The organism is Pontixanthobacter sp. CEM42 (genome assembly GCF_017812015.1).
Classification (GTDB): domain Bacteria; phylum Pseudomonadota; class Alphaproteobacteria; order Sphingomonadales; family Sphingomonadaceae; genus Pontixanthobacter.
The window spans coordinates 188977-214848 of sequence record NZ_JADQTN010000002.1 but is presented as its reverse complement, the minus strand read 5'-3'; the positions used below and the strand labels follow the sequence as shown (position 1 = coordinate 214848).

Genomic DNA, 25872 nt, shown 5'->3' with positions numbered 1-25872 from the left:
ATGGATAGTGCAGCAACTCCTTTGGACAACGTCAATCAAACGATCGCGAAAGCGTGCAGGATCGCTCGCCGTGAAGCGGATGAAATCACGCTGGTCGCCGTCAGCAAGACGCATCCGGCAGAACGGATTGAACCTCTGCTGGAGCAAGGCCAGCGCGTCTTCGGCGAGAACCGTGTGCAGGAAGCGCAGGGAAAATGGCCCGCTTTGCGAGACGCCTATCCCGATGCCGAATTGCATCTGATTGGCCAGTTACAATCCAACAAGGCGGATGATGCGGTTGCGCTGTTCGATGTGATCCATTCGCTAGATCGGCCAAGTCTGCTCAAGTCATTGGCAAAGGCGATGGATAAGGCAGGCAAGCGTGTGCCGTGTTTTGTGCAGGTCAATATCGGCGATGAGGATCAGAAGGGTGGGTGCCCGATTGGCGAATTGCCTGTGTTTCTGGAGGCCGTCCGCGCGAAGGATGTTCCGATTGCCGGCCTGATGTGCATTCCGCCTGCCGATATTGAAGCCGCCCCGTTCTTCGCGTTTCTGGACAAGCTGGCCCGTGATAACGGTCTGGATGGCCCCGAAGCTGGATTGAGCATGGGTATGAGCAGCGATTACGAGACTGCGATTATGCAAGGCGCAACGCATATTCGGGTCGGCACCGCGCTGTTTGGTGCCCGAGAGTCAGTCGACGAGTGAGCGCCGAACTAGAGCAACTAAACCGGTTTATCGCGGCTTGGCGCGAACCGCTGGAAAGCCAGGCCGATGTGCTGTTCGAAGCGCGGATGTTGGAAGCTCCGCTGGGCACGCATACCGAACTCGCTGACGGCTTTGTGGCATCGCTCGGCCTTTCGCCTATCGGCGTAAACTGGGAAATGCTTGATGACGCTGCTGACAGCGATGAGCCGCGATCTGCGCTCGCTGCATTTTGCGACGCGCTCAGTAACAACATGGTGTTCTCATCCACTGAGTGGCTGGGCGAACGTCAGGCGGCGCAATGCTACGGCGACTTTATTGGCAGCTTTAAGCAGTCCCGCCGCACAATTCTGACCAATCGGCTGGATATGGGTTGGAACCCGATCTCGACAGCAACCTTCGAATGGGCTTTCATCGGTTTCGATGATCGGAAGATTGCGCTGTTGTTGCTGATGGCAGAAGACTGACGACCAACAAAAAAGGAGCGCCCCGTCGGAGCGCCCCTTTCATAATTTTGTGATCGTTCGGATTAGAATTCGAACGTCATTTCCGCACCGATCTGGCGGCCTTTTGCAAGCGGCGAAAGCGTGCCTGCAGCTGGCGATGGATCGAACGGACGGTTTACGCCGTTAGAGAATGCACCTGTGCCAAATGGCAGCTGTGTATCACCGCCAGCTTGCACTCCGTCGAGCAGGTTCTTGCCATAGATCGACAAAGCGAGTCCTTCGACAGGTGTGTTCCAAGTGACGTTCGCTTCAAGGCTGGTGATGTCCTGAATGAAACCGAAGTTGTTGTCGGTATATGCGAACTCGTCACGATATTGCAGGTTGACGCGGCTGACGATTGAGCTTGCACCAAGGTCAAGCTCATGCAGTGCGCCGACGCCTGCAGTGATCTCTGGCACACGCGGAAGCGACAGAGCCAGATCTGCGCCGTCGATCACACCATCGCCCGAAATGTCGAAGCGTACTTCGTCATAATCGGCGTCGATAAGGCCAATGTTGGCTGTGAACAGCAAGCCGTCCGATACGCGCATCCGTGCTTCTGCCTCGACACCAAAGATCGTCGCATCGGCCGTGTTGAGAATGAACTGCGATACACCTGCGGTTGGCGAAGACTGGTTTACCTCGCGCTGCATATTGCTGATCTTGGTGATGTAAGCGGCTGCATTCAGAGTGAACGAGCGGTCATCAGTCTGGAATTTACCGCCGATCTCGTAATTGTCGACTTTCTCTTCATCGAACGAGAAGTTGCCGCCGGTTGCCGGGACCACAACGTTTTCGAATACGCCGGCATTGGTAATACGGAAGTTATAACCGCCGGAGCGATAACCGCGTGTCCAGTGGGCGTAGACCTGACTGTTGGCAAATTCATATTGCAGGCCAAGTTTTGGCGACCAGTTGGACCAGCTGTTGCTGTCGGTAAAGCCGTTATTCTCCGTCGGGATAAACGGGTTGGTGCCGGTGGTCGGGCAGGTGCCTTGAACAACCGAACACGCAGGACGCGGACGGACATAGGTGACGCCAGCGTCCTTTTCCTCACGCGACCAACGGATGCCGCCGATAACACTCAAACTATCCGTCAGATAGAATTGCGCATTGGCAAATGCCCCGATGACTTCGTGATCCTGCTGGCCGCCACCATAGAATGTCAGCGCGCTCAGCGGTGGAAGGTCGCGCTGTTCGGTATAGGCAATCGATTGGTCGAAATAGAAGCCGCCCACAGTCAGTTCGAGACCATCGAAGCTCATCGCATAGCGAAGCTCGTTCGAGATCTGCTCTTGCTCGGTTTCCGTAAACGAGTGGAACAGAAACGCTGGAAGCGAATCGATATCACCATCGGTCTGCGCTGAATATTCGCGGTAACCGAACACGTTGGTCAGCGTGCCAGGGCCGATATCGAGTTCGGCGGTTACGCTGCCGGTCCAGATTTCGTTGGCGTAAAAACCGTCATTGTCGATTGAGAAGTCGAAAGTGTTGCGGTCAAATGTGCCACGGTTCTGGCCCGATGGGCCATCGCCGTCGCTTTCAAAATAGTCGAGCTTGCCGGTAACGGTCAGATCGCCGAAGCGGCCTTCCAGCGCGCCGCGGAAAATCTTGGTTTCGGCTTTACCGTGATTGGTGTTGTTGAAGAGGTTGTTAAAGTAACCCTCATCCTTGTTGTAATACGCGCCGACTTTGAACAGCAGAGTGTCTTCAACAATCGGGCCTGAAACTACGCCGCTCACGGTGTAATTGGCACCGCCGCGTCCGCCATCGACGAACGGACCGTCAACCGCAGCGCGGAATTTACCTTCGAACTCTTCGGTCGGATTGCCGGTATTGATCAGCACTGCACCGCCGGTCACGTTGCGGCCGAACAGCACGCCCTGCGGACCGCGCAGGATTTCCACGCTGTCCAGGTCGAACAGGTCGAACACAACACCGCCGTTAAAGCCGAGATAGACGCCGTCGACGAACACGCCGACTGTCGGGTCAATTGACGGGATCGACGAGTTAATGCCGAGACCGCGGATAGAGAAATTCGCTGTACCGCGGCTGGTGCCGATCTGGTCGAGCGAAACGTTTGGTGCCGCGTAAGTCAGCGACTGCACATCGCGCACTTTGAGCGCCTCAAGGCTTTCCGTGTTAAAGGCAGTCACCGCGCCAGGAACATCTTGCACGTTCTCGGCATCTTTTGTTTTGGTGCCAGTCACGACGATAACGTCGAAGCTGTCGAGCGCGTTGCCGCCTTCTTCGGATTGTTGCTCTTCGTCAGCATCCTGAGCAAGAGCGGTTTGCGGCAAAAGTGCCAAAGCCGAGCCAGCGAGAGCCAGCGTACGTAGAGAAGTGCGGCGGGCGAAAGTAAGGGGGGTGTTCATGGTTTTCTCCCAGAGTTGAACCGTTGGCCGGACCCTCTAAGCGTTCGCTTGCGAGAAGCAACACCAATCCGACTAAGCGTTTTCCATTTCCGCTTGGCGTTGGTCGCTCGCTGCGTCGAGCAAGGCTTTCTCGATCACTTCCAAACGGTCGGGCGCGGTGATTTTCGCGCCCAGCAGATCGGTGACATAGAACGTATCCGCAGCGCGCTCACCATAGGCGGTGATGTGTGCCGAATGGACGATCAACTGGCTTTCGAACAAAGCCCGCGCGAGCCGGTTGAGCAGTGCCGGACGGTCGCGCGCATTCACTTCGATCACGGTAAATTTGTTCGACGCTTTGTTGTCGAAAATTACGCGGTGACGGACTTTGAATGCCTTGGACCGGCTGATCGGCAGCGGGCGCTTCGCCAATTGTGGAGCGAGTTCGATCCGGTTCGCCAGCGCATCACCGATGGCTTTCTCAATGCGGGCGAGCTGTTGCTCTTCGTGGAACGGATTGCCCATCGGGTCCTGCACCAGAAAATTGTCGACCGCCCAACCGTTGCGAGTGGTGTGAATGCGCGCATCGATAATGTTGGCCCCGGCCAGATGGATGCCGCCCGCGATCCGGTAGAACAGCCCGGGATGGTCAGCGGCGATGACGCTAACCAAAGTAGCGCCGCGCGCTTCGTAGAATTCGCAGTGGATCGAAAGCTGCTCTTCCCGTTCCCTCGCCACCGAATATTGGACGATATTGCGCGCGATCACGTCTTCCGGCTCAGCGATCCAATAGGAGTCGGTGAACATTTCGTCCTGCTCGCTAAGCAGCGATTTCTTGCCGCCGAGTTCCTCTAGCACCAGCTCTTTCTTCGCCGCGACGCGGTCTTGGCGGCCATGCTTGACGTGACCCAGACGCAGTCGTTCTTGCGCACTGTCATAGAGTTCACCGAGGAGTTGGCCTTTCCAGCTGTTCCATGTGCCCGGACCAACCGCGCGAATATCGACCGCAGTCAGGATCATAAGGTTGCGCAGGCGTTCCAGACTTTGCACTTGACCGACGAAATCCTCGATAGTTTTCGGATCGGTCAGATCGCGCTTGAAGGCGGTTGCGCTCATCAACAAATGGCCTTTGACCAGCCATGCAACCAACGCGGTTTCCTGTTCGCTCAGCCCGAAACGCGGGCATAGCTTCATTGCGACTTCTGCGCCGAGAATGGAGTGATCGCCGCCGCGACCTTTGGCGATATCGTGAAGCAATACTGCGACATAGATCGCACGGCGCGAATTGATCCGGTGGATCAGCTTAGCCGAGCGCGGGTGATCGTCGGTCAGTTCGCCCTTTTCGATCCGGCTGAGCAGACCAATCGCGCGGATAGTATGCTCGTCGACCGTATAATGATGATACATGTCAAACTGCATCTGCGAATTGACTTTGCCGAAATCGGGCACGAATTTTCCGAAGACGCCTGCCTCGTTCATCCAGCGCAGCACCATTTCCGGATCATTCTGACCGGCGAGCAAATCCAGGAACAGCGCATTAGCGCGCGGGTCTTTACGAATAGGCGCTTTGATTAGGCCAGAATCGCGATCGGCCTGCCGCATAGTGTCCGGGTGGATTTCCAGCCCTTCTTCTTCGGCAATCTGGAAGACTTCGATCAGGCGGACAGGGTCTTGCTGGAACCAATCCTTGGTCGGCGCAGCAATCTTGCCGGCTGCAACACGGTAGCCTTTGTGCGTTCTTGCCCGCGCTGTGAAGCCAGCGAAGAAGCCTGTGCGTGCCCGGCGCTGCGCGAATTGTTCGTCAATATGCGCGAGGAATACTCCGGTCAGGCTGCCGACGCGCTTGGCCTGAATGAAGTAGAACTGCATGAACCGCTCGACCGCGCTCTTGCCCGGTCGATCAGTGAAATTCATTCGCGAGGCGACTTCGCGCTGCAGATCGAAAGTCAGTCTGTCTTCGGCGCGGCCAGTGATCATGTGCAAATGGCACCGCACCGCCAGCATAAAGCCTTCTGCGCGGCGGAAGGATCGATATTCGGCTTTGGTCAATAGGCCGACCTCGATCAGGTCAGCGGCGCTGCGGACCTTGTTGATATATTTGCCGATCCAATAGAGCGTGTGCAGATCGCGCAAACCGCCTTTGCCATCTTTGACATTGGGCTCCACCACATAGCGACTGTCACCCATCCGCTTGTGCCGCGCGTTGCGTTCTTCCAGTTTTTCGGAGACATATTCGCGCTCGCTGCCGTGGACCACTTCCTTGTAGAAGCGGCGGCTGGCCTCGTCATATAGTTCGCGGTCGCCCCACACGTAACGCCCTTCCAGCAGGGCAGTACGGATGGTTAGGTCTTCCTTGGCCATCTTGACCATCTCATCGAGCGTGCGGCTCGATTGCCCGACCTTGAGCCCCAGATCCCACAGGAAATAGAGCATCGCTTCGATCACTTGCTCGCACCACGGCGTCCGCCGAGATGGTGTGAGGAAAGCGATATCGACATCCGAATGCGGCGCCATTTCCGCGCGGCCATATCCGCCGACTGCCATGATCGCGAGCCGCTCGCTGGTTGAACGACTGCCCGACGGATAGACATCGGTAATCACGTGATCGTGCAATAGTCGGACGATTTGGTCGATCAGGAACGCTTGCCCGCCCGAGCATTCATGCCCGGCGGCTGGCTTCGCAGTCAGCCGCTTGGCCAATTCCGCTCGCCCGTCATCCAGCGCACCGCGCAGCAATGCGATGATATCGAGCCGGGCATCCTTACCCTTCTCGCTGACGAGCGTGGAAATCTCCCCGCTCAGCGCCCTGCGGTCGATAATCTGGCGCTGTTTGGGGATCTTTACCTGGTTCAAATGATATCCTGCCGGTTAGTCGAGAAGCTCGCTTGCAAACATAGTGCGTACAGTGCGCTTGTCGATCTTCTGCGTGCCGAGACGTGGCAGTGGCTTGTCCGCCTGCCAGATATGTTCGGGCAGCGGTACTTTGAACGGCGCAAGCTTCTCCAGCATGAATTCGCGGACTTGCTCGGGCGTCATCGAGTGTCCTTCCTTCATGTGATAGACGGCTGCTGGAACTTCACCCATCCGCTCGTCCGGAACACCAAATACCGAGCATTCGGCGATGCCTTCATGCGCATAGATGCCGGCTTCGACTTCGATGCAGGTGATGTTCTCACCGCCGCGAATAATGATATCTTTCTTGCGGTCGACAATGAACAGATACTCGTCTTCATCGAGATAGCCGAGATCACCGGTGCGGAAGAAACCGTCATCGGTGAAAGCAGCTTTGGTCGCTTCTTCATTGCGCCAATAGCCTTTGAAGTTTGCGACTGTACGGAAGCAGACTTCGGCAATGCTGCCTTGTGGTACGGGATTACCGTCATCGTCCAGAATGGCGATTTCGACAATTGGCCGGCTGGCTTTGCCGGTGCTGCCTGGCTTGGCCATGTAGTTTTCATTGAAGTTGCCGCAGCCCACGCCATTGGTTTCGGTCAGGCCATAGCCAAGCAGCGGAAAGCCTTCGGGGAAGGCTTCTTTGATCTTGGTGACGTGATCGGTCGGGCGTGGTGCGCCGCCTGCAGCGAAGCTCTTACAAGCGGTCAGGTCGAACTTCTCACGTTCCGGGTGCGTGGCAATTTCGAAGCTCATCAGCGGAACGCCGACAAAATAGCTGACTTTCTCTGCTTCCATAAGCTGCAGTGCATGCAGTGCATCCCATTTCGGCATCATTACCAGCTTGCGAGCAATGCCGTAGCTTTGCAGGAACAGTGGCACTTCGCCGGTGACGTGGAACAATGGCACTGCGATCAAGGCGCAGGGCTGCTCGGTTGGCTCATTGCCTTGCTGCGTCAGCAGGATCTTCGCCATCGCGCTTTGCGAGATATAGCTCATCGTCCCCGCCATAACGGCGCGGTGATCGGAATAGGCTCCCTTAGATGCGCCTGTTGAACCCGAGGTGTAGAGAATAGTCGCCAGATCATCGGGGCCAAGCTCGCCCAACATCGCCATAGCAGTGTTGCCTTCTCCCCAGATTGAGGCGAGTCCGCTTGACGCAGGGCCTTCATGGCCGATCGGCACGACTTTGGCGCAGTGATCATTCCCCTCAAGCCGTTTCGCACGGCCATCATCGGCCAGCACGATAGTGCATTCGGCAAGATTGATCGCGTCAGCCAATTCGGAGCCGGTCGAGAAGCCATTGAGCAATGTCGCACAACCGCCCGACATGATGATGCCCATGTAAGAGATGATCCAGTTGGCCGAATTGCGTGCGGCGATACCGACCCGATCGCCTTTTTTCACACCATGGTTTTGCGCCAGACCGGCGGCGACTTGCGCAGCAGCAGCATAGGTTTCGCCAAAGGTCAGCCGGATGTCGCCATCGACCAGAAAGGTCAGGTCTTTATGTTCGTTGCAATAATGCGCGAAATAATGTGCCAGGCTGGGCGGCGCGTTCTTGAACGCAGGCATGGTTACGCCGAAATCCTCGTGATCCACCGTTTCAAACGGTTGGCCGGGTGCGATCAAAGCTTCTATGATCGTATTGAGGGCAGTATCGAGCTCTGTAGGCATGTGTGGTGTTATCCTCTCCGATATTCACGTCTTCTGATTGTCGGCAACCGACAACCGTTTATTTGTGCGAAGCGCAGGGTTCCCCTCAAACCCTGCCTATGCCAGAAGCCGCGCGAAACCTGCTCTCGCGGAATCTGATCTTCGAGGGTTACTTAGGGGGTAAGACACTTGCTGTCACTATTGTCTGAAGCTGCAGCGTCCAGCGCTGTTTTGTCGGCGGCTGCGCCCGCCATCCAGTGGGCTGATTTGGGCCTGAAGGAAGGCATCGATCTCGGCTTCTTTACGCTGCGCTATTATTCGCTCGCTTATCTACTCGGCATCCTGTTTTTCTATTGGCATCTGTCCAAGATGATCAAACAGCCCGGCGCTCCGATGGCGCAGCGGCATGCCGATGATTTGTTCTTCTACGGAACGCTGGGTGTGATCCTTGGCGGGCGGCTCGGCTATGCCATGTTCTATCAGCCGGAGCTGTTCACCAGCTTCGATGGCGACGGCTTTGTTAGCTGGAAACTGCTACGTCTGTGGGATGGCGGGATGAGTTTCCATGGCGGTCTGCTTGGCGTGTTGCTGGCGATCTTCTTCGTCAGCCGTCAGGGCAATCTCAAATTCTTGCGTGTTGCGGACTATGTGTCGGTGTCGGTGCCGATGGGCATGTTCCTCGGGCGGTTGGCGAATTTCGTGAATGGCGAATTGTGGGGCCGGACAACCGATGTCCCGTGGGCGATGAGCTTCCCCGAAGTCATCAATGGGGTGACCATTGCCGGCCCGCCGCGTCATCCGTCGCAGCTTTATGAAGCAATGCTCGAAGGCCTGCTGCTGCTGATCCTGCTGCTCTTCATGTTCTGGAAAACGCGGTCGCGTTACCGCCCCGGTCTGTTGGTCGGTGTGTTCACCATGGGCATTGCAGGTGGCCGCTTCATCGTTGAGTATTTCCGCCAACCCGATGCGCACCTCACAGAGTTTGCCATGAATACTGGCCTGTCGATGGGGCAGTGGCTGACCATTCCGCTCATTCTGCTTGGGCTCGCCATTACGATCTGGTCGCTACGCCAGCCCCCTCTTGCCAGCGGGGCGCCTAACCCTTCGGACGACTGATGGACGCAGAAGTGCCCCAGCCAACCGGCAGTCTCGCGGATAGTTTTCGCCGGCTGATCCGTAATACCGGCCCGATTTCGCTCACGCATTTTATGGGTGAGAGCAATACGCGCTATTACGCGGATAAGGATCCGTTGGGCCGTGGTCAGGATGGGGGCGGTGATTTTATCACAGCGCCTGAAATCAGCCAGATGTTCGGAGAGCTGATCGGACTTTGGATGGCCGATGTATGGATCCGCAGCGGACGCGAAGAATATGTCCATTATGTGGAGCTTGGGCCTGGTCGCGGGACCTTGGCGAAAGACGCGCTTAGGGCTGCGCGCAAATACGGTCTCGAACCGCGCATTCATTTCGTTGAAACTTCGCAGGCGCTGAAGGATATTCAACTTACCACAGTGCCCGGCGCGATCTGGCACAATGATCTCTCGACCGTCCCGCAGGACGGTCCGATATTGCTGATCGCGAACGAGTTCATGGATGCGCTGCCGATCCGCCAATTGGTTCGCAGCGGGGGCAGCTGGCGAGAGCGCAAAGTCGGTTTGCAAGATGACGAATTCGTCTTCGTTGCTGGTGCGCAGCCAATGGATTCAGCGGTCCCCGCAGATATGCGCGATGCGCCGGAGGGGGCCATTCTGGAGACCTGCCCTGGCGCGGCGGCGGTGATGTATGAAATTGCGGGCCGGTTGGTCGATCAAGGTGGCGTCGCGTTGATCGTAGATTATGGCCATGATGCGATGCGGCTCGGCTCGACTTTGCAGGCGGTCCGCTCGCACCAAAAGGTCGAGCCGTTTGCCACGCCGGGTAAGGCCGATCTAACTGCGCATGTCGATTTTGCCACGCTGGCCAAAGTCGCGATCTCGCGCGATGCGCGGCATTTGGGGACAGTAGCTCAAGGCGATTGGCTCAGAGCTTTGGGTATCGAAACCCGCGCGCAAAATCTCGCTGCACGCGCTCCCCAATATGCTGACGAGATCGCTGCAGCCTGCGACCGGTTGATCGCGGATGATCAGATGGGGCAGCTGTTCAAAGCGATGGGCTTCGCTAGCCCGAACTGGCCCGATGCGGTCGGGTTTACCGAGGACTAAAGGCCGAGTTTTTCAGCCAAATCGCGCGCCGCATCACGCGGGCTCTTCTTGCCCTCCAGCCGGTCGACCGCAAAGTTTGCCTCGCGCATCGCCTCGACATCGATTGCACCGATCAATGGCTCCAATGCCGCGATCAGTTTCGCATCCTTGGAACTTTCCGGAGAGATCATCACCAAGGCATCGTAAGATGGAAACGCGCCCTTGGTGTCGTTGATTATGACAAGCTTATCCGCCGCGACGCGTCCGTCGGACGTATAGGCGGAGATCACATCCGCCTCTCCGCCCGTGAGCGCGTCATACATAAAAGTCGTGGTGAAATTGCGGGTACGGGCGAAGTTGAGGCCATAGGCGTCGCGCACTGCGATCCATTCGGGCCGCTCGAAGAATTCAACATCGCCGCCAATCGTTAGCTGCGGAGAAAGCCGCGCCAGATCGTCCATCGTTTCGATGCCCAGTCCAGCCGCCCGGTCTTGCCGCATGGCCAGCGCATAGGCGTTTTCAAAACCCAACCTGCCAAGCACCAGCGTACCCGTTGTCTCACGCTCCCAATCGACAATGGTTTGATAGATTTCCTCGCGCCCGGGATTGTCATCGCGCTTCAGCTGATTGGTCCAGACGGTGCCGGTGTAGTCGAATGAGATATCGATTTCGCTGGTAGTCACGGCATTGTGGACCACCGCCGATCCCAATCCGTCACGATATTCGACGTTGTACCCGGCCGCTTTCAAACGTTGCCCGACCAATTGCGCGAGCACATATTGTTCGGAGAAGCTTTTGGCGCCGATGACGATGGCGTCCTCGTCCTGCGAGCGTAGCGAATAGGCCGACAGCGCCACGCCTAATGCAGCGATGGCAATGCCGCCCCAAACTAGCAAACGCTTGCGTTCGGCAAAGCCACGCTCGACCGCACCCAGCAATGTGTCAGCGACAATGGCAAGACCTGCCGATCCGATGCAGCCAGCCAAAACCAAAGCCCAGTTCTGCGTCTGCAATCCGGCGAAGATCGGGTCTCCTAGGCTTGGTTGCCCAATAGTCGTCGAGAGTGTCGCCGCGCCAATAGTCCAAACGGCTGCCGTGCGGATACCGGCCATAATGTAGGGCGCGGCCAAAGGCGCTTCGACCAAACGCAACTTCTGCCATCCGGTCATGCCCACGCCGTCCGCAGCTTCGAGCACGCCAGCAGCCATATGTTCGCGCGCGGTGACCGAATTGCGCAATATTGGCAGCAAGGCATAGAGCGCGAGAGCAAGCAGGGCAGGCAGGAATCCGAGTGTCGGCAAGCCTCCGCCAAACACCGCTCTCAGACTCAGCAGGATCGGGAAAAACAGTGCGAGCAGGGCTAGCGCGGGGATTGTTTGTACCAAGCTGGCAAAGCCCAAAACCACTTTGGCCACGCGCGGTGACCGGCTCGCCCAGACGGCCAGTGGCAGAGCGACGGTGATTCCCAATGCCAGAGCAGATGCAGCAAGCAAAACATGCGCCGCGAGCTTATCGCCCAGACCAAGAAGTGCTTCGAGAATTTCGCTCATGAGGTCAGCCCCGCAAGCGCTTTGGCCTGATCGCGAGGAACCGAGACCAGCCCCTGCGCGATCTCCCCGCCTTCACCAGCAAGCAGTTCTTTCGGCGTGTTGTCGGCTACAATACAGCCTGACTCCATCACCAATACCCGGTCCGCCAGCAGCAGTGCTTCGGCCATATCATGCGTGACCATCACGGTCGTCAGGCCCAATCGCTCGTGCAGTGCCCGCACACGATTGCCCAGTGCATCGCGCGTAATCGGATCGAGCGCCCCAAAGGGTTCGTCCATTAAAAGCACATGCGGATCGGCGGCCAGTGCGCGCGCCACTCCAATCCTCTGCCGCTGACCGCCGGACAATTCGTGCGGCATTCTGGTGGCGTAACTTCGATTGAGATCTACGCCTTCGAGCAGTTCCACGATCCGTTCTGATGGAAGTTTCCCGCCTGCGATTCTCGGACCGATCCCGATATTTTCTGCTACGCTCATATGCGGGAACAGACCGATGCCCTGAAACACATAGCCGATCTTCCGGCGTAGTTCGGGGGCGAAGGCGGTCCGCACATCTTCGCCATCGAGCAGCACCGAACCATCATCGGGTTCAACGAGCCGGTTAATAGTTTTGAGCAAGGTTGATTTGCCCGAACCGGACTGGCCGACCAAGGCCACAAAGCTGCCATCGGCGATATCAAGCGATATCGAATCCACTGCGACAACATCACCAAAAATCTTGCGTGTTTCGCGGAAGCTCAGTGCGGGTGGAGAGGCGGCGTTAGACACTGACAGACCCTATTGCGCGCAGACTGCTACGTCAAAGCGCATCGGCCGGTACAGTGAGGACTGCGACCAAGCCGGTCTCCTCGAACGCTCGGTTTAGTTCACCGCGCAATTGCCCGTTGACGGTCCGTTCGACCAGCCGTGAGCCGAAGCCGGTTCCAAGTTCCTGTTGCGGCGGAGGTCCGCCAACCTCCTGCCAGCGGATGGAAATCAAGCCATCGACCTGTTTGATTCCGATATCGACCGAGCCTTCTGCAACCGAGAACGCGCCATATTTGGCCGAGTTCGTGGCCAGCTCATGAAACACCAACGCCAGCGCGGTCGTGGATCGATTGCTCACCGGCAGGTCTTCACCGCTTAGTGACAAACGCCCACCTGCGGGATCACCATATGGAGCGAGCAGTTTTGCAATCAGGCCCTGCAGCGTATCGCCTTCATTTGCTCGTTCGTGCGTCACATAAGAATGCGCGCGGTTGAGCGTATCGAGGGTAGCGTTGATATCCTCGGAAAACGGCTCCGCATCGGGATAATCGCGCCCTTTCAACCGGATTAGCCCGCCAATTACCGCGAAGATGTTCTTGATCCGGTGCGATAGCTCATTGGCGAGCAATTCGCGTGCTTCCACCTGTCGTTTGGCTTCCTCAAAGTCGGTAATCGTACCGAACCAGCGCGGGCCTTCGTCATTGTCTCCGGCGACCGGAAGCACCCGGGTCAGGCTCCAGCGGTAAGAGCCGTCGCGCTGCTTCAACCGGAACTCGCCTTCGAACGGCTCGCCTTTGGCGAAGGTGTCGTACCATTCGGTGAACAGCGGCTCGTGATCATCGGGATGGATGACCGGGCGCCAATCTTCGGCCTGTTGCGGCGAATCCACACCGACAACTTCCTCGAATTGCGCATTTACGTAATCGAATGATCCATCAGCGCGGATGGAGAAGGCAATATCGGGAAGGCTGTCGATCAACGTGCGCAATCGGCGCTCGCTCTGCTGCAGTTCGGCGCGTTGCTCTAAATGTTCACGGCGATGCCGCAAGCGGCGCATAACCGATGCAGCGAGCACTTGCAGTCCGTTCTTCTGCAGATCACTTAGCCCCTCGGGGCGCGGCTTGGTGTCGATCACGCATAGCGAACCAAGCGGTGCGCCTTCATGCGATATCAGCGGGGCGCCTGCGTAGAAGCGGAGGTGCGGTTCGCCCGCGACCGGTGGATAATCCTGGAAACGCACGTCTTCGATCAAGTCTGGAACCACCAGTGGCTCGGCCTCAAGCATTGCATGCGCGCAGATCGATTGATTGCGCGGGGTTTCGGTCTCGGGAAGCCCGGTGCGCGTGAGGAAGCGTTGGCGAACATCTTCAACCAGGCTGACTCTGGCAATCGGCGTGCCGCAGAGTTCTGCCGCAAACCGTGTGATCTGGGCCAGCTCCGGATCATTCTCCAATCCGTCGAGATCGAAGGATTTTAGCACTGCCAGACGCGCGTCATCGCCGCGTAACGCGGGTTCTGGTGGCGTCCCGATTGGCCAAGGTTTCAGATAGTCTAACTTCATTGCGTCCCGCGCAACATTAGGCCGAAAGGTGAGGTATATCAACGGTTTTGCACCGCAGATGGCGCTGCTATCCGCTACGTTGATTCTACTCGATTTAATCCCGTTTGCGGGCTTGGCTGCGCTCAGCTATGCGCTTTTGCAACAAGGAGTTCTACATGCGCGCGACCCCCGATTTCGACTTTCAACTCGGTGAAACTGCAGAAATGATTCGCGATACCACTGCCCGCTTTGCCGATGAGCAGATCATGCCCTTGGCCGAGAAGGCGGACCGTGAAGACTGGTTCCCCAAAGAGCTATGGCCGCAAATGGGCGAGCTTGGCCTACATGGCCTGACGGTGGATGAGGAAGATGGCGGCCTTGGCCTCGGCTATCTGGAGCATGTGATTGCGGTGGAGGAAGTGAGCCGCGCGAGTGCGTCGATTGGTCTGTCCTACGGCGCGCACTCTAATTTGTGCGTCAACCAAATCCGCCGTTGGGGCAATCCGGAACAGAAGGCCAAATATCTTCCCAAGCTCATCAGCGGAGAGCATGTCGGTTCGCTGGCGATGAGCGAGGCGAGCGCCGGTTCGGACGTCGTTTCAATGAAGCTGAAGGCAGATGCCGTACAAGGGGGCTACGTGCTCAACGGCACCAAGTTCTGGATCACCAATGCGACCTGTGCCGATACGCTGGTGGTCTATGCCAAGACCGCGCCCGAACAGGGAAGCCGCGGCATCACTGCTTTCCTGATTGAGAAAGACATGCCTGGCTTCAGCATTGGTCAGAAAATCGACAAGATGGGCATGCGCGGCTCGCCTACGGCAGAGCTGGTGTTCGACGATTGCGAAGTACCCGAAGAAAACGTGATGGGTCCCGTACATGGCGGTGTCGGCGTGCTGATGAGCGGGCTTGATTATGAGCGCGTTGTGCTCGCAGGTCTTCAGCTCGGCATTATGCAGGCCTGTCTCGATACGGTTATTCCATACCTCCGCGAGCGGAAGCAATTCGGCAAGCCCATTGGTTCCTTCCAATTGATGCAGGCGAAAGTGGCAGACATGTATGTCGCGCTACAATCGGCGCGGGCTTATACCTATGCCGTGGCGAAAAGCTGCGATGCGGAGCAGACAACGCGATTCGATGCGGCAGGTTGTATTCTTCTGGCGTCGGAGAATGCCTTCAAAGTTGCTGCCGAGGCAGTGCAGGCTCTTGGCGGTGCAGGCTATACCAAAGACTGGCCGGTCGAGCGCTATCTGCGCGATGCAAAACTGCTCGACATTGGCGCGGGCACGAATGAAATTCGCCGGATGCTGATTGGGCGTGAATTGATTGGAGCGGCTGGGTGAGCGGTACCAATGCTTGGCTGTGGCTGTCAGGAGCGATCATGGTGATTGTGGCTGTGCTGCATTCGACAGGTGGCGCATCGTCAGTGCTTGGTCCGATTCTCGCACGCGGAAATCCGCATCCTGACATGGCAATTGCCCCCGAATTGCTGCGCTATTTGTGGCATTCACTTTCGGCGTTTATGCTTCTCAGCGCAGCCGTAGTCGTGTGGCCGGATACACCCCCGATGCTTGTGTTGGCGATCGGCGTGTTCTGGATATTGCTTGGCTTAGCGGACATTGTGACGTCGCGCTTTGCGCATCCCGGTTGGATACCCATGAGCATCGCTGGTGCCTTGGCTATTATTGGAGCTACTCGTTGACCGCACCCGTACTTACCTCGAAACTTGATGTCGAAAGCCCCGAAGCCAAAGCCAATGCCGCGCATAATCGCGCTTTGGTGGATGATTTGCGCGAGAAGGTGGCGACGACCGCGCTAGGCGGCTCGGAAGGCTCTCGTGAGCGGCATGTCGGGCGGGGCAAGCTGCTGCCGCGTGAGCGTGTCGAGCGTTTGCTTGATCCGGGTTCGCCGTTTCTTGAGGTTGGACAGCTCGCCGCCAACGGGATGTATGGCAAGGATGATATTGCCGCTGCCGGGATGATCGCGGGGATTGGCCGTGTTTCGGGCAGGCAGGCGATGATCGTGTGCAATGATGCTACCGTTAAGGGCGGCACTTACTATCCGATGACGGTGAAGAAGCACCTCAGGGCGCAGGAAATTGCGCAGGAGAACAATCTGCCCTGCGTCTATCTGGTCGATAGCGGCGGCGCGAATTTGCCGCATCAGGCAGAGGTGTTTCCTGACCGCGATCACTTTGGCCGTATCTTCTTCAACCAAGCCAATATGTCGGCCCGCGGCATTCCGCAGATCGCTTGTGTTATGGGCAGCTGCACCGCTGGCGGTGCCTATGTTCCGGCGATGTCCGACGAGACGGTGATTGTCCGGGAGCAAGGCACGATCTTCCTTGCCGGACCGCCGCTGGTGAAGGCCGCAACGGGTGAAGAAATCACTGCCGAGGATTTGGGCGGCGGTGACCTTCACGCGAAGAAATCGGGCGTTGTCGATCATCTAGCGGAGAATGACGAACATGCGCTGACCATTGTGCGCGATATCGTTTCGCATCTGGGCGCAAATGAAGGCGCGAAGGTTGAACTGAAAGACGCGCGTTCGCCCAAGTTTGATGCCGATGAACTCTACTCCATTATCCCTGACGATGTGCGCGCGCCTTACGATGTGAAGGAAGTGATTGCGCGGATTGTCGACGGGTCCGAGTTCCACGAGTTCAAAGCGCATTATGGCAGCACGCTGGTGTGCGGATTCGCGCATATTTGGGGCATGCCGGTTGCGATCCTCGCCAATAATGGCGTGCTGTTTTCCGAAAGCGCGCAGAAGGGCGCACACTTTATCGAACTGGCGGCGCAGCGCGGTATTCCGCTGCTGTTCCTGCAAAATATCTCCGGCTTTATGGTTGGCGGTAAGTACGAGGCGGAGGGCATCGCCAAACATGGCGCGAAGCTGGTGACGGCGGTCGCAACCGCGCAAGTGCCCAAGATCACCGTAGTGATCGGCGGCAGCTTCGGCGCGGGCAATTACGGTATGGCCGGACGGGCATATAGCCCACGCTTCCTGTTCACTTGGCCCAATGCGCGCATCAGCGTGATGGGCGGCGAACAAGCCGCATCGGTGCTCGCCACCGTCCACCGCGATGCAGAAAGCTGGACCGATGAACAGGCCGAGGAATTCAAAGCCCCGATCCGCCAGAAATATGAGGATGAGGGCAACCCATACTACGCCACTGCGCGACTATGGGATGATGGGGTAATCGACCCCGCACAGACGAGGGATGTGCTCGGACTGGCGTTTGCCGCAACGCTGGAGGCACCGTTTGAAGAGAGGCCGCGCTTTGGCGTGTTCAGGATGTGATAAAATACGCCATCATTTTCCTTGCTCTGTTGTTGCCGAGCGCCGTCACTGCCAAACAGTCCGACGAAGATGCAGCGAAACAGATAATCCGTGCATATTATGCAGCGTTTGAACGCAAGGATTTTCAGTTATTCGAAGCCGTCACTTGGGAGGATGGCACACCAGATGTTACGAGTTGCGCCAACGGAGGACATTTATGCCGGACGTTTGGTGAGTTGAATTCCAATTATCTGGGCGGTTTAGGCATCGTTTATCGCAGTAAGTTTGATAGTTGGAAGACAACTAAAACGCGGCAAGGATATGAGTTTACAATCTCTGGCATCACTCGCCGCTATTACAATTATGATGAATTCTCCGGAATGTGGAGCAAGTGGGAAGCAAAGTTTCTAGTTGCCCGTAGGCAGGGGCAGTGGCGTCTCTTTCAAATCGAATCATTAAGCAGCGAGCGTTTCGGTAATGATGAGGATTGGCAGCGGAGTAAACGCAGGTGAGACGACCCTAGCTTGACTGTATTGCTTGCATAGGACGCCTTCTTAAGATCAGGGAGGTCCACCATGCACCACATCAAAACCGCCGCTACACTCGTGATCTGCATCCTTATCATGCAGTACCTCCACGAGTTCGGTCATGCACTCATGTCCAAAAGCCTCGGCTATGATGTGTTGATGACGGTCAACAAGGTCCACTCGTCAGGAGGCAGCGGTGATGTGCCTCTGAGGCATTCTATACTCATCGCGCTGGCCGGGCCGGCTGTTACGATTGCTCTCTCGCTGCTCGCATATCTATCTCGCGCAAAGCTGGGCATGCTCGCGCCGATCATCATATTCAACGCGATGATCATGCGGACGATTGCCACCGCTGTCAGCCTTTCACATCCCAATGACGAGGCATGGGTCAGCGCAACGCTTGGCATCGGCATGTGGACGCTTCCGGCGCTGGTGTGCGGACTTCTAGCCGGCATATTTATTGCAGTATTGCGCGAGGAGAAGCCCGATTGGCCGTGGTATCTTGCGATGTGGGCGGGCGTCTCAATCGGCTATTCTGCTGTGGTTCTGGGCGAGCGCTATTTCCCGAGCTTCGCGTTTTAGCAATCCACAAGCTGCACCGCATCCCTCTCGCATTCCCTAACGTAACTGCTAGTCAGCCTATACAGGGAGAGATCATGACTGACGCCACGGCCAGTGCGAACCATCGCAAGCCATCACTGCTTTCGCGCATTGTGCGCCGGATCATCATCTGGATTTACAATCTTAAGGGTTGGAAGATCGATGGCGGCCTGCCCAAAAACATCAAGAAATATGTCATCGCCGGTGCGCCGCACACGTCCAATTGGGACTTTGTGTTCTTTGCGGGGGCCACCGAAGTAGAGGGTGTTCGGCCCAATTTCATGGGCAAGCATACTTTGTTCAAAGGCATCATGCGCAACTTCATGTTCGATATGGGCGGAATCCCGATTGACCGGACCAAGCGGATGAATGTGGTCGAGCAAGTGGCAGAGGAATATGCCAAGCGCGACGAGCTTGCGCTGGTGATCGCCGCAGAGGGATCGCGGACAACCGACGGCAGCTGGAAATCCGGTTTTTACAATATCGCCGCAGCGGCCAAAGTGCCGATTGTCGCAGCGTGGGTCGATAACGCGACCAACACGCTTGGTTTCAGCGAGCCCATTGTGCCGACCGGCAATTACGGCGAAGACCTCGCCAAAATTGCCGCTTTTCTGCGATCCAAACTGCCCAATTACGAACGCTATAAAGTGCTGGAAGCACAAGCAAAAAAGGTGATTGAAGACGCCAAGGCGTAAATTTTATCGCACCCCGTCGCGTAAGCGGTTTAAGATCATGCACCGATATCCTACATAGGTGGCAGCAGATGCCGCCATCAGCGGCATCACGTCGATCAGGGAAGGTGCGATGACGCAAGAGGATCTTCAAAGCGACCGCAAACGTCTGGTCCACTTGGCGATGGACTTGATCGAACGCCGTGGAGCAGAAGTCGGCAAGACGACCTTGGCGTCCGAAGCGCAAATGTCGCGCTCTCGCATCGATGCGGTGTTTCCTGAAGAATCCGATCTGTTCGACGCCATTCTCGAAGATTGGTACGCACCCGACATCGCGATCATGGAAGAGGTGGTCGAATCTGATCTACCGATCGAGCGCAAATTCTACGAATTCTTCGCTCGCCGCTTCGCCCGTGAACGCGAGCGGTTTCGCGAGGACCCCGCATTATTCGCGCTCTATGTAGAGCTGGGCACGGCGCGCATGGAACAAGTGCGCGGCTATATCGATCTTGCCGATCATTATATGAGCATTCTGGTGGCAGAGGCGCAGGCGGAAGGGTTCTTCGCGAATCTCAAAATCGACAAGGCAATGTCGCTGATCAACCAGATGGTGATCTGCTACACATCGCCGCAGGTCATGATGATGCTCGACGAGCGTCTGACCGAAGAAAAGCTCGGCGCGATCATCGATACATTGTTCGCCGGTCTTTCAGGCAAAGAGAGCAGCGCGCGCGGCGTGGCTGGGCTAAAACTGGCTTAAGCAACCTAGCCGGCGGCTGCGGCTCACTTGTTTTCGATTATCCGGCCAAGCGCAGGTAATTCCATCACATCAGCGGTCTGTAAATACGCTTCCATCGCATCCAGATCGACCGGACCGGTGACCACATCGGTACCTTCATTGAACACGGTAAAGCTATCTCCGCCGGCAGCGAGGAAGCTGTTCATAGTGACGCGATAGGTTGCAGCCGGATCAATCGCTTCGCCATTCAGCGCAACCGAAACGACCCGCGAGCCCACGGGGCGCCGCATATCGTAGGTCAAGGCAAAGCCCTTGGACGGCGAGAATGTCTGCACGAAGCCCTCATCATCGAATTGCTGTTCGAGCAAAGCCAGTAACTGCGTACCGGTAAAGCTTTTGGTGATCAGCGTGTTTCCGAACGGCTGGACTGCATAGGCGTCACCATAGGTGATCGTGCCGTCATCGTTAGGTACCAAACCGGTCCGAACGCCCGAATTGTTCATGAAGGCGATTTGCGCGCCGGCCTCCTGAGTGCCGAACAATTGCGCATCGGCGATCAGATTGCCGAGCGCAGTTTCTTCGGTCGACGGACCAGGGTCTTTTGCCTCGCCAGAGATTTTGCCGATTGGCCGCGCCGCCGCTTCGCGTGATGCTTCGGAATAGCGCGCGACATAGGCGGCGATTTCGGGGTTGGCAGTGAATTGCTGGTATTCGGGGCTCGGCGCGGCGACATTGCCTTCGCGATCAGTGCCAATGCTTTGTACCACGACGTTGTCTGCTGTTTTTGCCGTTACATCGCCTGTGTTTGGATCGACAGTGAGCGTAATATCGGTCAGCATCGATCCGCCATAGCCGGCGCTGGTCACCAGAAAGTTGCGGCTCGGATCAATCGCCGAATAATCGCAGACATAGGCGAAATGCGTGTGGCCAGAGATCACGACATCGATCTTGGGATCGAGCTGCGCGAGAATATCCAGCAACGGGCCCGAAACACCATCACAACTTTTGTTGTTATAGCCGACCTCTGTGTAGAGCCCTTGGTGGATCGAGACGATAATCACATCGGCACCGGCCTTCTCCAGATCGGGGATCAGCGCGTTGATCGCGTTGGCTTCATCGGTGAAGGTCAATCCCGCGACACCACTAGGTGTCACTAGTGTCGGCGTATCTTTCAGCGTCAGCCCGATGATGCCGACCGCAACATCCTGCCCGTCAATGTCAAAGCGCTTGATGCCGTAGCCGGGAAATAGAGTGTCACCGTCTGGCATGACGACATTGGCTGCGAGGAATCGGAAATCGGCGCCGGGATAGGGGTTCTCCACCGCGCATGGCTCGCGCAGCGTATTCTTTTCGCAGCCGCCCTCCTGAATGCGCTTCAGCTCTTCCCAGCCGCGATCAAATTCGTGATTGCCGACTGCGTTAAAGTCCAGCCCGATGCGGTTCATCGCGCCGATTGCGGGTTCGTCCAAGAAGATGGAGGACACCAGCGGGCTACCGCCGATCAAATCACCCGCTGCAATGACAACGTTATATTCGGACTGCGACCGATATTGCTCGACTGCGGTGGCGAGATAGGCGGCACCGGCAGCGTATACGCGCTGCGTTTGGCCGGCATTGTCCATCACCCCAATCGGGCGGCGGATCGGCTCGATGTTGCCGTGAAAATCGTTGAGCCCAATGACTTTGATTGTGATGGGTGCGGCCTGCGCGCTTCCTGCGGGCGCGTCAGGAATGGTGGCACAGGCAGAAACGGACAATGCCGCGAGCGAGCTCATGATCAAACGGTTCATCACTCTGCCTTAGCGTGCCTTTGTGACGGAGCAAAGATAGCGCCGCAGTCAGCTCCGCTTCAGATTGCTGGTTTCATTGGCGGATGAGCAATCGGGAGCGAGACGTGGTACGGGTATTGATAAGCAGTCTGTTGCTCGGTGTGCTTGCGCCAATCACCGCTACTGCGCAAACGATCAGCCTTCCCGAGCTGGAACAGCGCATTGCCGATAAGGACTTGGGCAAGATCGTTGCGGTGCAGGTCGAACAAGGCGGGGAGATCGCCTATTCGCAGCGCTTCGATCGAAAGGACGTCGATTACCTGACCGATATCCGGTCAGCAGGAAAATCGCTGACCGCGCTGGCTGTTGGGATGCTGGTGGATGAGGGGAAACTCTCGGTTGAAACCAAGGTTTGGCCGCTGCTGGGCAGCGCCCCCGATGATCCGCGCAATGATATTACCGTGCGGGATTTGCTGACGATGTCATCATCGCTCGATTGCAGCGATCGCACGCTCAAATCGCCAGGCAATGAGGAGCGGATGTACCGCACCGAGATATGGCGCGACTTTGCAATGAATATCCCCGTCGATGCGGATTATGCGCGCGATGAAAAGGGCTATGGCAGGTTCTCCTACTGCACCGCCGGTGTGTTCCTGCTTGGTCAGGTGGTTGAGGAAGTCTCCGGCCAACGGTTCGACGACTTTATGGCTGAACGCGTGTTCACACCGCTCGGGATCGAGGATGTGAAGTGGACACGCTCGCGCTCGGGCGAAGTGCAATCGGGCGGTCAGATCAAGATGCGCGTGGGTGATTTAATCACTATTGGCCGGATGGTGCTCGACGGCGGGACGTATAACGGCACACAGATTGTTAGCGCTGAGTGGATCAAGCAAATGCTCCAACCGCATCGCACGACGGGCGAATATGTTCATTACGGCTATCTGTGGTGGTTCAATCTGGTCAAGTCGCCGGGCGGCTATGAGCCCAGCTGGATGATGATGGGCAATGGCGGAAATATCGTGTCGATCTATCGCAACTATGACGCCGTGATTGCGGTTCAATCGCGCAATTACAACAAGGACTACGCTTACAAAAACAGCTTTGAGATTATGTGGGATGTGCTGGCGGCTTTGCCTATTCCGGCAAAAAAGGACGACTAAAGCGCGTGTCCAGCGGCCCAGGCACTCGCCCAAGCCCATTGGAAATTATACCCGCCGAGCCAGCCGGTCACATCGACTGCTTCGCCTATGCCGTAAAGGCTGGGGACTTTCTTTGCCTCCATCGTTTTGGAGGACAGTTCCTGCGTATCGATCCCGCCCGCTGTCACTTCCGCTTTGGCAAAGCCTTCGCTGCCATTGGGGGTAAACTCCCAGCGTGCGAGTTTGGCTTCGGCGGCGCGTAGAGATTTGTCGGGCGCATTGCCAAGTTCGGTTTGCAGGCTCAGCTTCTCTGACAGGATTGTCGCTAACCGGTCGGACAGATGCTCTTTCAGGATAGCTTTCAGGCTGCTGCGCGGATGGTCGCGCTTGGCGTCGAGCAGCCACTCTTGGGGGTGATCAGGCAGGAAGTTGATCGCCACTGTTTCGCCGTTTCGCCAATAGGATGAGATTTGCAGGATTGATGGGCCTGATAGTCCGCGATGAGTGAACAGAGCGGATTCGCGAAAGGCGGTCTTTCCAGACTTCGCCTCCACATCGGCGGACACACCCGAGATATCACGGAACAGCACATCCTCTCCGCCCAGTGTTAGCGGGACCAGTGCAGGGCGCGGTTCGATCACTTTCAGACCGAACTGCCTCGCCAGATCATAGGCGAAGCCGGTTGCTCCCATTTTCGGGATCGACGGTCCGCCCGTGGCGATCACAAGCGAATGCGCGCCATGCAGTGTGCCGTTGGACGTTACGAGATAGCTACCGCCAGTTTGTTCGACCTCGGTGATATCCTGATCGCAAAGCACTTCGACCGAACCGCCTGCCGTGCCTGCCTTGTCGCACTCCTCCAGCAGCATCGCGACGATCTGCCGCGCGCTTTGATCGCAAAATAATTGACCCAGCGTTTTCTCGTGCCACGCAATTTCGTAGCTTTCGACCAGATCAAGAAAGTCGCGCGCCGTGTAGCGACTGAGCGCTGACTTGGCGAAATGCGGATTTGCGGAGAGATAGTTCGCCGGACCCGCGCCGATATTGGTGAAATTGCACCGCCCACCGCCGGAAATCAGGATCTTCTTTCCCGGTGTCGGCGCACGCTCGAGCACGAGCACGCGCTTGCTGCGCTGCCCGGCCTGTGCGGCGCAGAACAGCCCGGCAGCCCCTGCGCCGAGGATGATTGCGTCATATGTCATGAGTGCTTAGGCCGCTTCCGCCTTGGGAGGCTCTTCGTCACCCTTGGAGATTGACCAAGCGGCGAGGAACAGTCCGGCAACCAGCGGCCCGACGACGATGCCGGATAGGCCCAGCAGGCCAATGCCGCCTAGCGTGCTGATCAGAATGATCCAGTCGGGAATACCGGTGTCGCGGCCAACCAGAATGGGCCGGAGCACGTTATCGGCCATACCGATTACCAGCACCCCGGCGGCGATCACGAAGATGCCTTGCCAGATCGCGCCGGTAGCGAGCAGATAGATCGCGATGGGCAGCCACACAATTGCAGGTCCCAGCGCAGGCAGCAGCGAGAATATCGCCATCAGCAGGCCCAGCAGCATCACCGAAGGCACACCCGCAATCCAGAAAGTGATCGCGCCCAGTGTCCCCTGAACCAAGCCAACGACGACAGAACCTTTGATCGTAGCGCGCACGATAGTCAGGAATTTCTCGGCCAGATCATCTGCAATTTCGCGCTCCATTGGTAAGGCGTTGATGACCGAACGGCCAATCTGCTTGCCGTCGCGTAGCAGGAAGTACGTGACATAGAGCCCGACACCGAATGACAGCACAAAGCTGAGCGCGCTTCCGCCGATGGCGACAGCTTGGCGGGCAATGATTCCGGTACTTTCTCTGGCAAAATCCTGTGCCCGGTCGATCAGCGCGTTGAGCGTGCCGAAGCCCGAGGTGTCGAGCGAGGACTGGATACTGGCTGGCAATGCGCTGAACACTTGCGTGAACCATGCACCAACATCGAATTGGCCATCACGGAAGGCGAGAAACACCTCGGCCGCCTGCTCGATAATCATGCTGCCGATCAACAGCGCCGGTATAACCACTGCGAAGGTGATGATCAGCAAAGCGGCAATCGCGGCTTTGTTGGCGCTATCGCGGCATCGCGGCAGCAGCCATTGATAGAGCGGTTGGAACATTATCGCAGCCAGCGCGGACCATAATAATGGCGACGCAAACGGCCAAACAATGACAATGAAGCCCGCCGTGATCAGCGCGAGGAAAAGCACGAAGCCGCCTCTTTCCATGCCCTGCGTTCTTTGCCCTGTTGCCACAATATGTCCTTTGCTCAGCGGCGGATGAAGCGATTGCTGTGCTCTTCCGCCAATGCATATTTCAAACTCGCCCCGATCATCAGGCCCGAAGCGGCGATGATGATGATCGCCCAAACCCAATAGGGCAACCACAAGGCATCCGACATCGCACCGGTGTCAGACAGCATGGGCCGCCCGGCGACTACGCCGGAATAAGAAAACAGATAGTTCCAGTCCTGAAACATGCTGAGCGCGGCGACTACGCCAAGAAACTGAGCGGTGAATAGGGCGATCCGGTCGCTTGCTTTCATGGCGACACCGACCAGTGCAAGTGCGACCAGTGGCAGTACAACAAACCCGGTCATAGTGCTGACCCAGATGACAGTCGAGATCCCGATAAGCGCTGCCAAAGCGATCAAGGTCGGGCGGACATATTGCAGCTTAGCGCTGGCCAGAATCAGCAGCGAGCCGAAGATCGAGGGGCCGAGCGGACCGCCTGCGCCAACCAATGCGTTGGCCACTGCGGACGGCGTGCTGTCGAATTGCGATTGCGCGACGCCCGATCCGTTGCTGTAAATCTCAAGACTCTGAAAATCGGCACCCAGCGCCATAGCGGTCAGGCCGTGGCCCATTTCGTGGAACCATGTCGTCAAAATTGTGAACGGATAGATCAGATAATTGCCCAGTGGTATCTGCGGCAGGAAAGTGATCAGCAGCCCCGCGATCAGCAAATGGCCGACCTTTTCCTCCTGAGAACCGCGGATAACAGGCTCCATTATCGCGTCACCCCG

Annotated in this window: 22 protein-coding genes; 12 read left to right on the top strand and 10 right to left on the bottom strand. The window is 57.2% G+C overall.

What is annotated here, in order from left to right:
* Both J9777_RS11035 and J9777_RS11030 read left to right on the top strand, forming a co-directional pair.
* Positions 1-687: a YggS family pyridoxal phosphate-dependent enzyme gene (locus J9777_RS11035; protein ID WP_209348888.1), complete on the top strand. Its 687-nt coding sequence runs from the start codon at positions 1-3 to the stop codon at positions 685-687.
* Positions 684-1151 carry a hypothetical protein gene (locus tag J9777_RS11030; protein WP_209348887.1) on the top strand — a complete coding sequence of 156 codons (468 nt, stop codon included), beginning with the start codon at positions 684-686 and terminating at the stop codon, positions 1149-1151. Before J9777_RS11035 ends, J9777_RS11030 begins: the two co-directional genes overlap by 4 nt.
* A gap of 62 nt (positions 1152-1213) precedes the next feature.
* Here the strand turns inward: J9777_RS11030 and J9777_RS11025 are convergent, their stop codons facing one another.
* From J9777_RS11025 to J9777_RS11015, 3 genes are all read right to left on the bottom strand, one after another.
* Positions 1214-3544, bottom strand: a complete 2331-nt coding sequence (locus J9777_RS11025; RefSeq protein ID WP_209348886.1) for a TonB-dependent receptor — start codon at positions 3542-3544, stop codon at positions 1214-1216.
* A gap of 72 nt (positions 3545-3616) precedes the next feature.
* Positions 3617-6376, bottom strand: a complete 2760-nt coding sequence (locus tag J9777_RS11020) for a [protein-PII] uridylyltransferase (RefSeq protein WP_209348885.1) — start codon at positions 6374-6376, stop codon at positions 3617-3619.
* 15 nt (positions 6377-6391) lie between these two features.
* Complete coding sequence (locus J9777_RS11015) at positions 6392-8092, bottom strand: class I adenylate-forming enzyme family protein (RefSeq protein ID WP_209348884.1); 1701 nt, start codon at positions 8090-8092, stop codon at positions 6392-6394.
* 171 nt (positions 8093-8263) lie between these two features.
* Here J9777_RS11015 and lgt point away from each other — a divergent pair, with 171 nt between their 5' ends.
* Both lgt and J9777_RS11005 read left to right on the top strand, forming a co-directional pair.
* Positions 8264-9187, top strand: a complete 924-nt coding sequence (lgt, locus tag J9777_RS11010; protein ID WP_209349536.1) for a prolipoprotein diacylglyceryl transferase — start codon at positions 8264-8266, stop codon at positions 9185-9187.
* Positions 9187-10272, top strand: a complete 1086-nt coding sequence (locus J9777_RS11005; protein ID WP_209348883.1) for an SAM-dependent methyltransferase — start codon at positions 9187-9189, stop codon at positions 10270-10272. Before lgt ends, J9777_RS11005 begins: the two co-directional genes overlap by 1 nt.
* On the opposite strand, the gene J9777_RS11000 is transcribed toward J9777_RS11005, so the two are convergent.
* The 3 genes from J9777_RS11000 to J9777_RS10990 form a co-directional block, all read right to left on the bottom strand.
* Positions 10269-11801, bottom strand: a complete 1533-nt coding sequence (locus tag J9777_RS11000; protein WP_209348882.1) for an ABC transporter permease/substrate-binding protein — start codon at positions 11799-11801, stop codon at positions 10269-10271. The two genes, J9777_RS11005 and J9777_RS11000, sit on opposite strands and share 4 nt — an antisense overlap.
* Positions 11798-12517, bottom strand: coding sequence for an ABC transporter ATP-binding protein (locus J9777_RS10995; protein WP_348632013.1), 720 nt, complete (start codon positions 12515-12517; stop codon positions 11798-11800). The genes J9777_RS11000 and J9777_RS10995 overlap by 4 nt, the downstream gene beginning before the upstream one ends.
* 82 nt (positions 12518-12599) lie before the next feature.
* Positions 12600-14108, bottom strand: coding sequence for a PAS domain-containing protein (locus J9777_RS10990; RefSeq protein ID WP_209348881.1), 1509 nt, complete (start codon positions 14106-14108; stop codon positions 12600-12602).
* Between the two features lie 155 nt (positions 14109-14263).
* On the opposite strand from J9777_RS10990, the gene J9777_RS10985 reads away from it, so the two are divergent.
* From J9777_RS10985 to J9777_RS10955, 7 genes are all read left to right on the top strand, one after another.
* The gene (locus J9777_RS10985; RefSeq protein ID WP_209348880.1) at positions 14264-15430 is read left to right on the top strand and encodes an isovaleryl-CoA dehydrogenase; all 1167 of its coding nucleotides are present in this window, start codon (positions 14264-14266) and stop codon (positions 15428-15430) included.
* Positions 15427-15789: a hypothetical protein gene (locus tag J9777_RS10980; protein ID WP_209348879.1), complete on the top strand. Its 363-nt coding sequence runs from the start codon at positions 15427-15429 to the stop codon at positions 15787-15789. The genes J9777_RS10985 and J9777_RS10980 overlap by 4 nt, the downstream gene beginning before the upstream one ends.
* A complete protein-coding gene (locus J9777_RS10975; protein ID WP_209348878.1) occupies positions 15786-17390 on the top strand; it encodes a carboxyl transferase domain-containing protein in 1605 nt (534 codons plus the stop codon). Before J9777_RS10980 ends, J9777_RS10975 begins: the two co-directional genes overlap by 4 nt.
* Positions 17387-17881, top strand: coding sequence for a hypothetical protein (locus J9777_RS10970; RefSeq protein ID WP_209348877.1), 495 nt, complete (start codon positions 17387-17389; stop codon positions 17879-17881). Before J9777_RS10975 ends, J9777_RS10970 begins: the two co-directional genes overlap by 4 nt.
* A 63-nt stretch (positions 17882-17944) precedes the next feature.
* Complete coding sequence (locus J9777_RS10965) at positions 17945-18478, top strand: hypothetical protein (protein WP_209348876.1); 534 nt, start codon at positions 17945-17947, stop codon at positions 18476-18478.
* A gap of 74 nt (positions 18479-18552) precedes the next feature.
* On the top strand, positions 18553-19191 hold the full coding sequence (locus J9777_RS10960; protein ID WP_209348875.1) for a 1-acyl-sn-glycerol-3-phosphate acyltransferase: 639 nt from the start codon (positions 18553-18555) through the stop codon (positions 19189-19191).
* A gap of 109 nt (positions 19192-19300) precedes the next feature.
* Positions 19301-19927 (top strand): TetR/AcrR family transcriptional regulator, encoded by a 627-nt coding sequence (locus tag J9777_RS10955; RefSeq protein WP_209348874.1) that lies wholly within the window; start codon positions 19301-19303, stop codon positions 19925-19927.
* 23 nt (positions 19928-19950) lie between these two features.
* On the opposite strand, the gene J9777_RS10950 is transcribed toward J9777_RS10955, so the two are convergent.
* Positions 19951-21696 carry a bifunctional metallophosphatase/5'-nucleotidase gene (locus J9777_RS10950; protein WP_209348873.1) on the bottom strand — a complete coding sequence of 582 codons (1746 nt, stop codon included), beginning with the start codon at positions 21694-21696 and terminating at the stop codon, positions 19951-19953.
* 104 nt (positions 21697-21800) lie between these two features.
* On the opposite strand from J9777_RS10950, the gene J9777_RS10945 reads away from it, so the two are divergent.
* Positions 21801-22835 carry a serine hydrolase gene (locus J9777_RS10945; protein WP_209348872.1) on the top strand — a complete coding sequence of 345 codons (1035 nt, stop codon included), beginning with the start codon at positions 21801-21803 and terminating at the stop codon, positions 22833-22835.
* Here J9777_RS10945 and J9777_RS10940 read toward each other — a convergent pair.
* Genes J9777_RS10940 through J9777_RS10930 form a run of 3 tightly spaced genes read right to left on the bottom strand, consistent with a single transcriptional unit; the run spans position 22832 to position 25857 of the window.
* On the bottom strand, positions 22832-24016 hold the full coding sequence (locus tag J9777_RS10940) for an NAD(P)/FAD-dependent oxidoreductase (protein ID WP_209348871.1): 1185 nt from the start codon (positions 24014-24016) through the stop codon (positions 22832-22834). The genes J9777_RS10945 and J9777_RS10940 overlap by 4 nt on opposite strands.
* A 6-nt stretch (positions 24017-24022) precedes the next feature.
* On the bottom strand, positions 24023-25075 hold the full coding sequence (locus J9777_RS10935; protein ID WP_209348870.1) for an AI-2E family transporter: 1053 nt from the start codon (positions 25073-25075) through the stop codon (positions 24023-24025).
* Between the two features lie 41 nt (positions 25076-25116).
* On the bottom strand, positions 25117-25857 hold the full coding sequence (locus J9777_RS10930; RefSeq protein WP_209348869.1) for a M50 family metallopeptidase: 741 nt from the start codon (positions 25855-25857) through the stop codon (positions 25117-25119).
* Positions 25858-25872: the final 15 nt, after the last annotated feature.

Coding starts and splice junctions, on each gene's coding strand:
- J9777_RS11035 (WP_209348888.1), top strand. CDS start 1: ATGGATAGTGCAGCAACTCCTTTGGACAACGTCAATCAAACGATCGCG.
- J9777_RS10955 (WP_209348874.1), top strand. CDS start 19,301: ATGACGCAAGAGGATCTTCAAAGCGACCGCAAACGTCTGGTCCACTTG.
- J9777_RS11015 (WP_209348884.1), bottom strand. CDS start 8,092: ATGCCTACAGAGCTCGATACTGCCCTCAATACGATCATAGAAGCTTTG.
- J9777_RS11000 (WP_209348882.1), bottom strand. CDS start 11,801: ATGAGCGAAATTCTCGAAGCACTTCTTGGTCTGGGCGATAAGCTCGCG.
- J9777_RS10985 (WP_209348880.1), top strand. CDS start 14,264: ATGCGCGCGACCCCCGATTTCGACTTTCAACTCGGTGAAACTGCAGAA.
- J9777_RS10950 (WP_209348873.1), bottom strand. CDS start 21,696: ATGAACCGTTTGATCATGAGCTCGCTCGCGGCATTGTCCGTTTCTGCC.
- J9777_RS11025 (WP_209348886.1), bottom strand. CDS start 3,544: ATGAACACCCCCCTTACTTTCGCCCGCCGCACTTCTCTACGTACGCTG.
- J9777_RS10930 (WP_209348869.1), bottom strand. CDS start 25,857: ATGGAGCCTGTTATCCGCGGTTCTCAGGAGGAAAAGGTCGGCCATTTG.
- J9777_RS10935 (WP_209348870.1), bottom strand. CDS start 25,075: ATGGAAAGAGGCGGCTTCGTGCTTTTCCTCGCGCTGATCACGGCGGGC.
- J9777_RS10960 (WP_209348875.1), top strand. CDS start 18,553: ATGACTGACGCCACGGCCAGTGCGAACCATCGCAAGCCATCACTGCTT.
- J9777_RS11005 (WP_209348883.1), top strand. CDS start 9,187: ATGGACGCAGAAGTGCCCCAGCCAACCGGCAGTCTCGCGGATAGTTTT.
- J9777_RS10940 (WP_209348871.1), bottom strand. CDS start 24,016: ATGACATATGACGCAATCATCCTCGGCGCAGGGGCTGCCGGGCTGTTC.
- J9777_RS10965 (WP_209348876.1), top strand. CDS start 17,945: ATGCACCACATCAAAACCGCCGCTACACTCGTGATCTGCATCCTTATC.
- J9777_RS10990 (WP_209348881.1), bottom strand. CDS start 14,108: ATGAAGTTAGACTATCTGAAACCTTGGCCAATCGGGACGCCACCAGAA.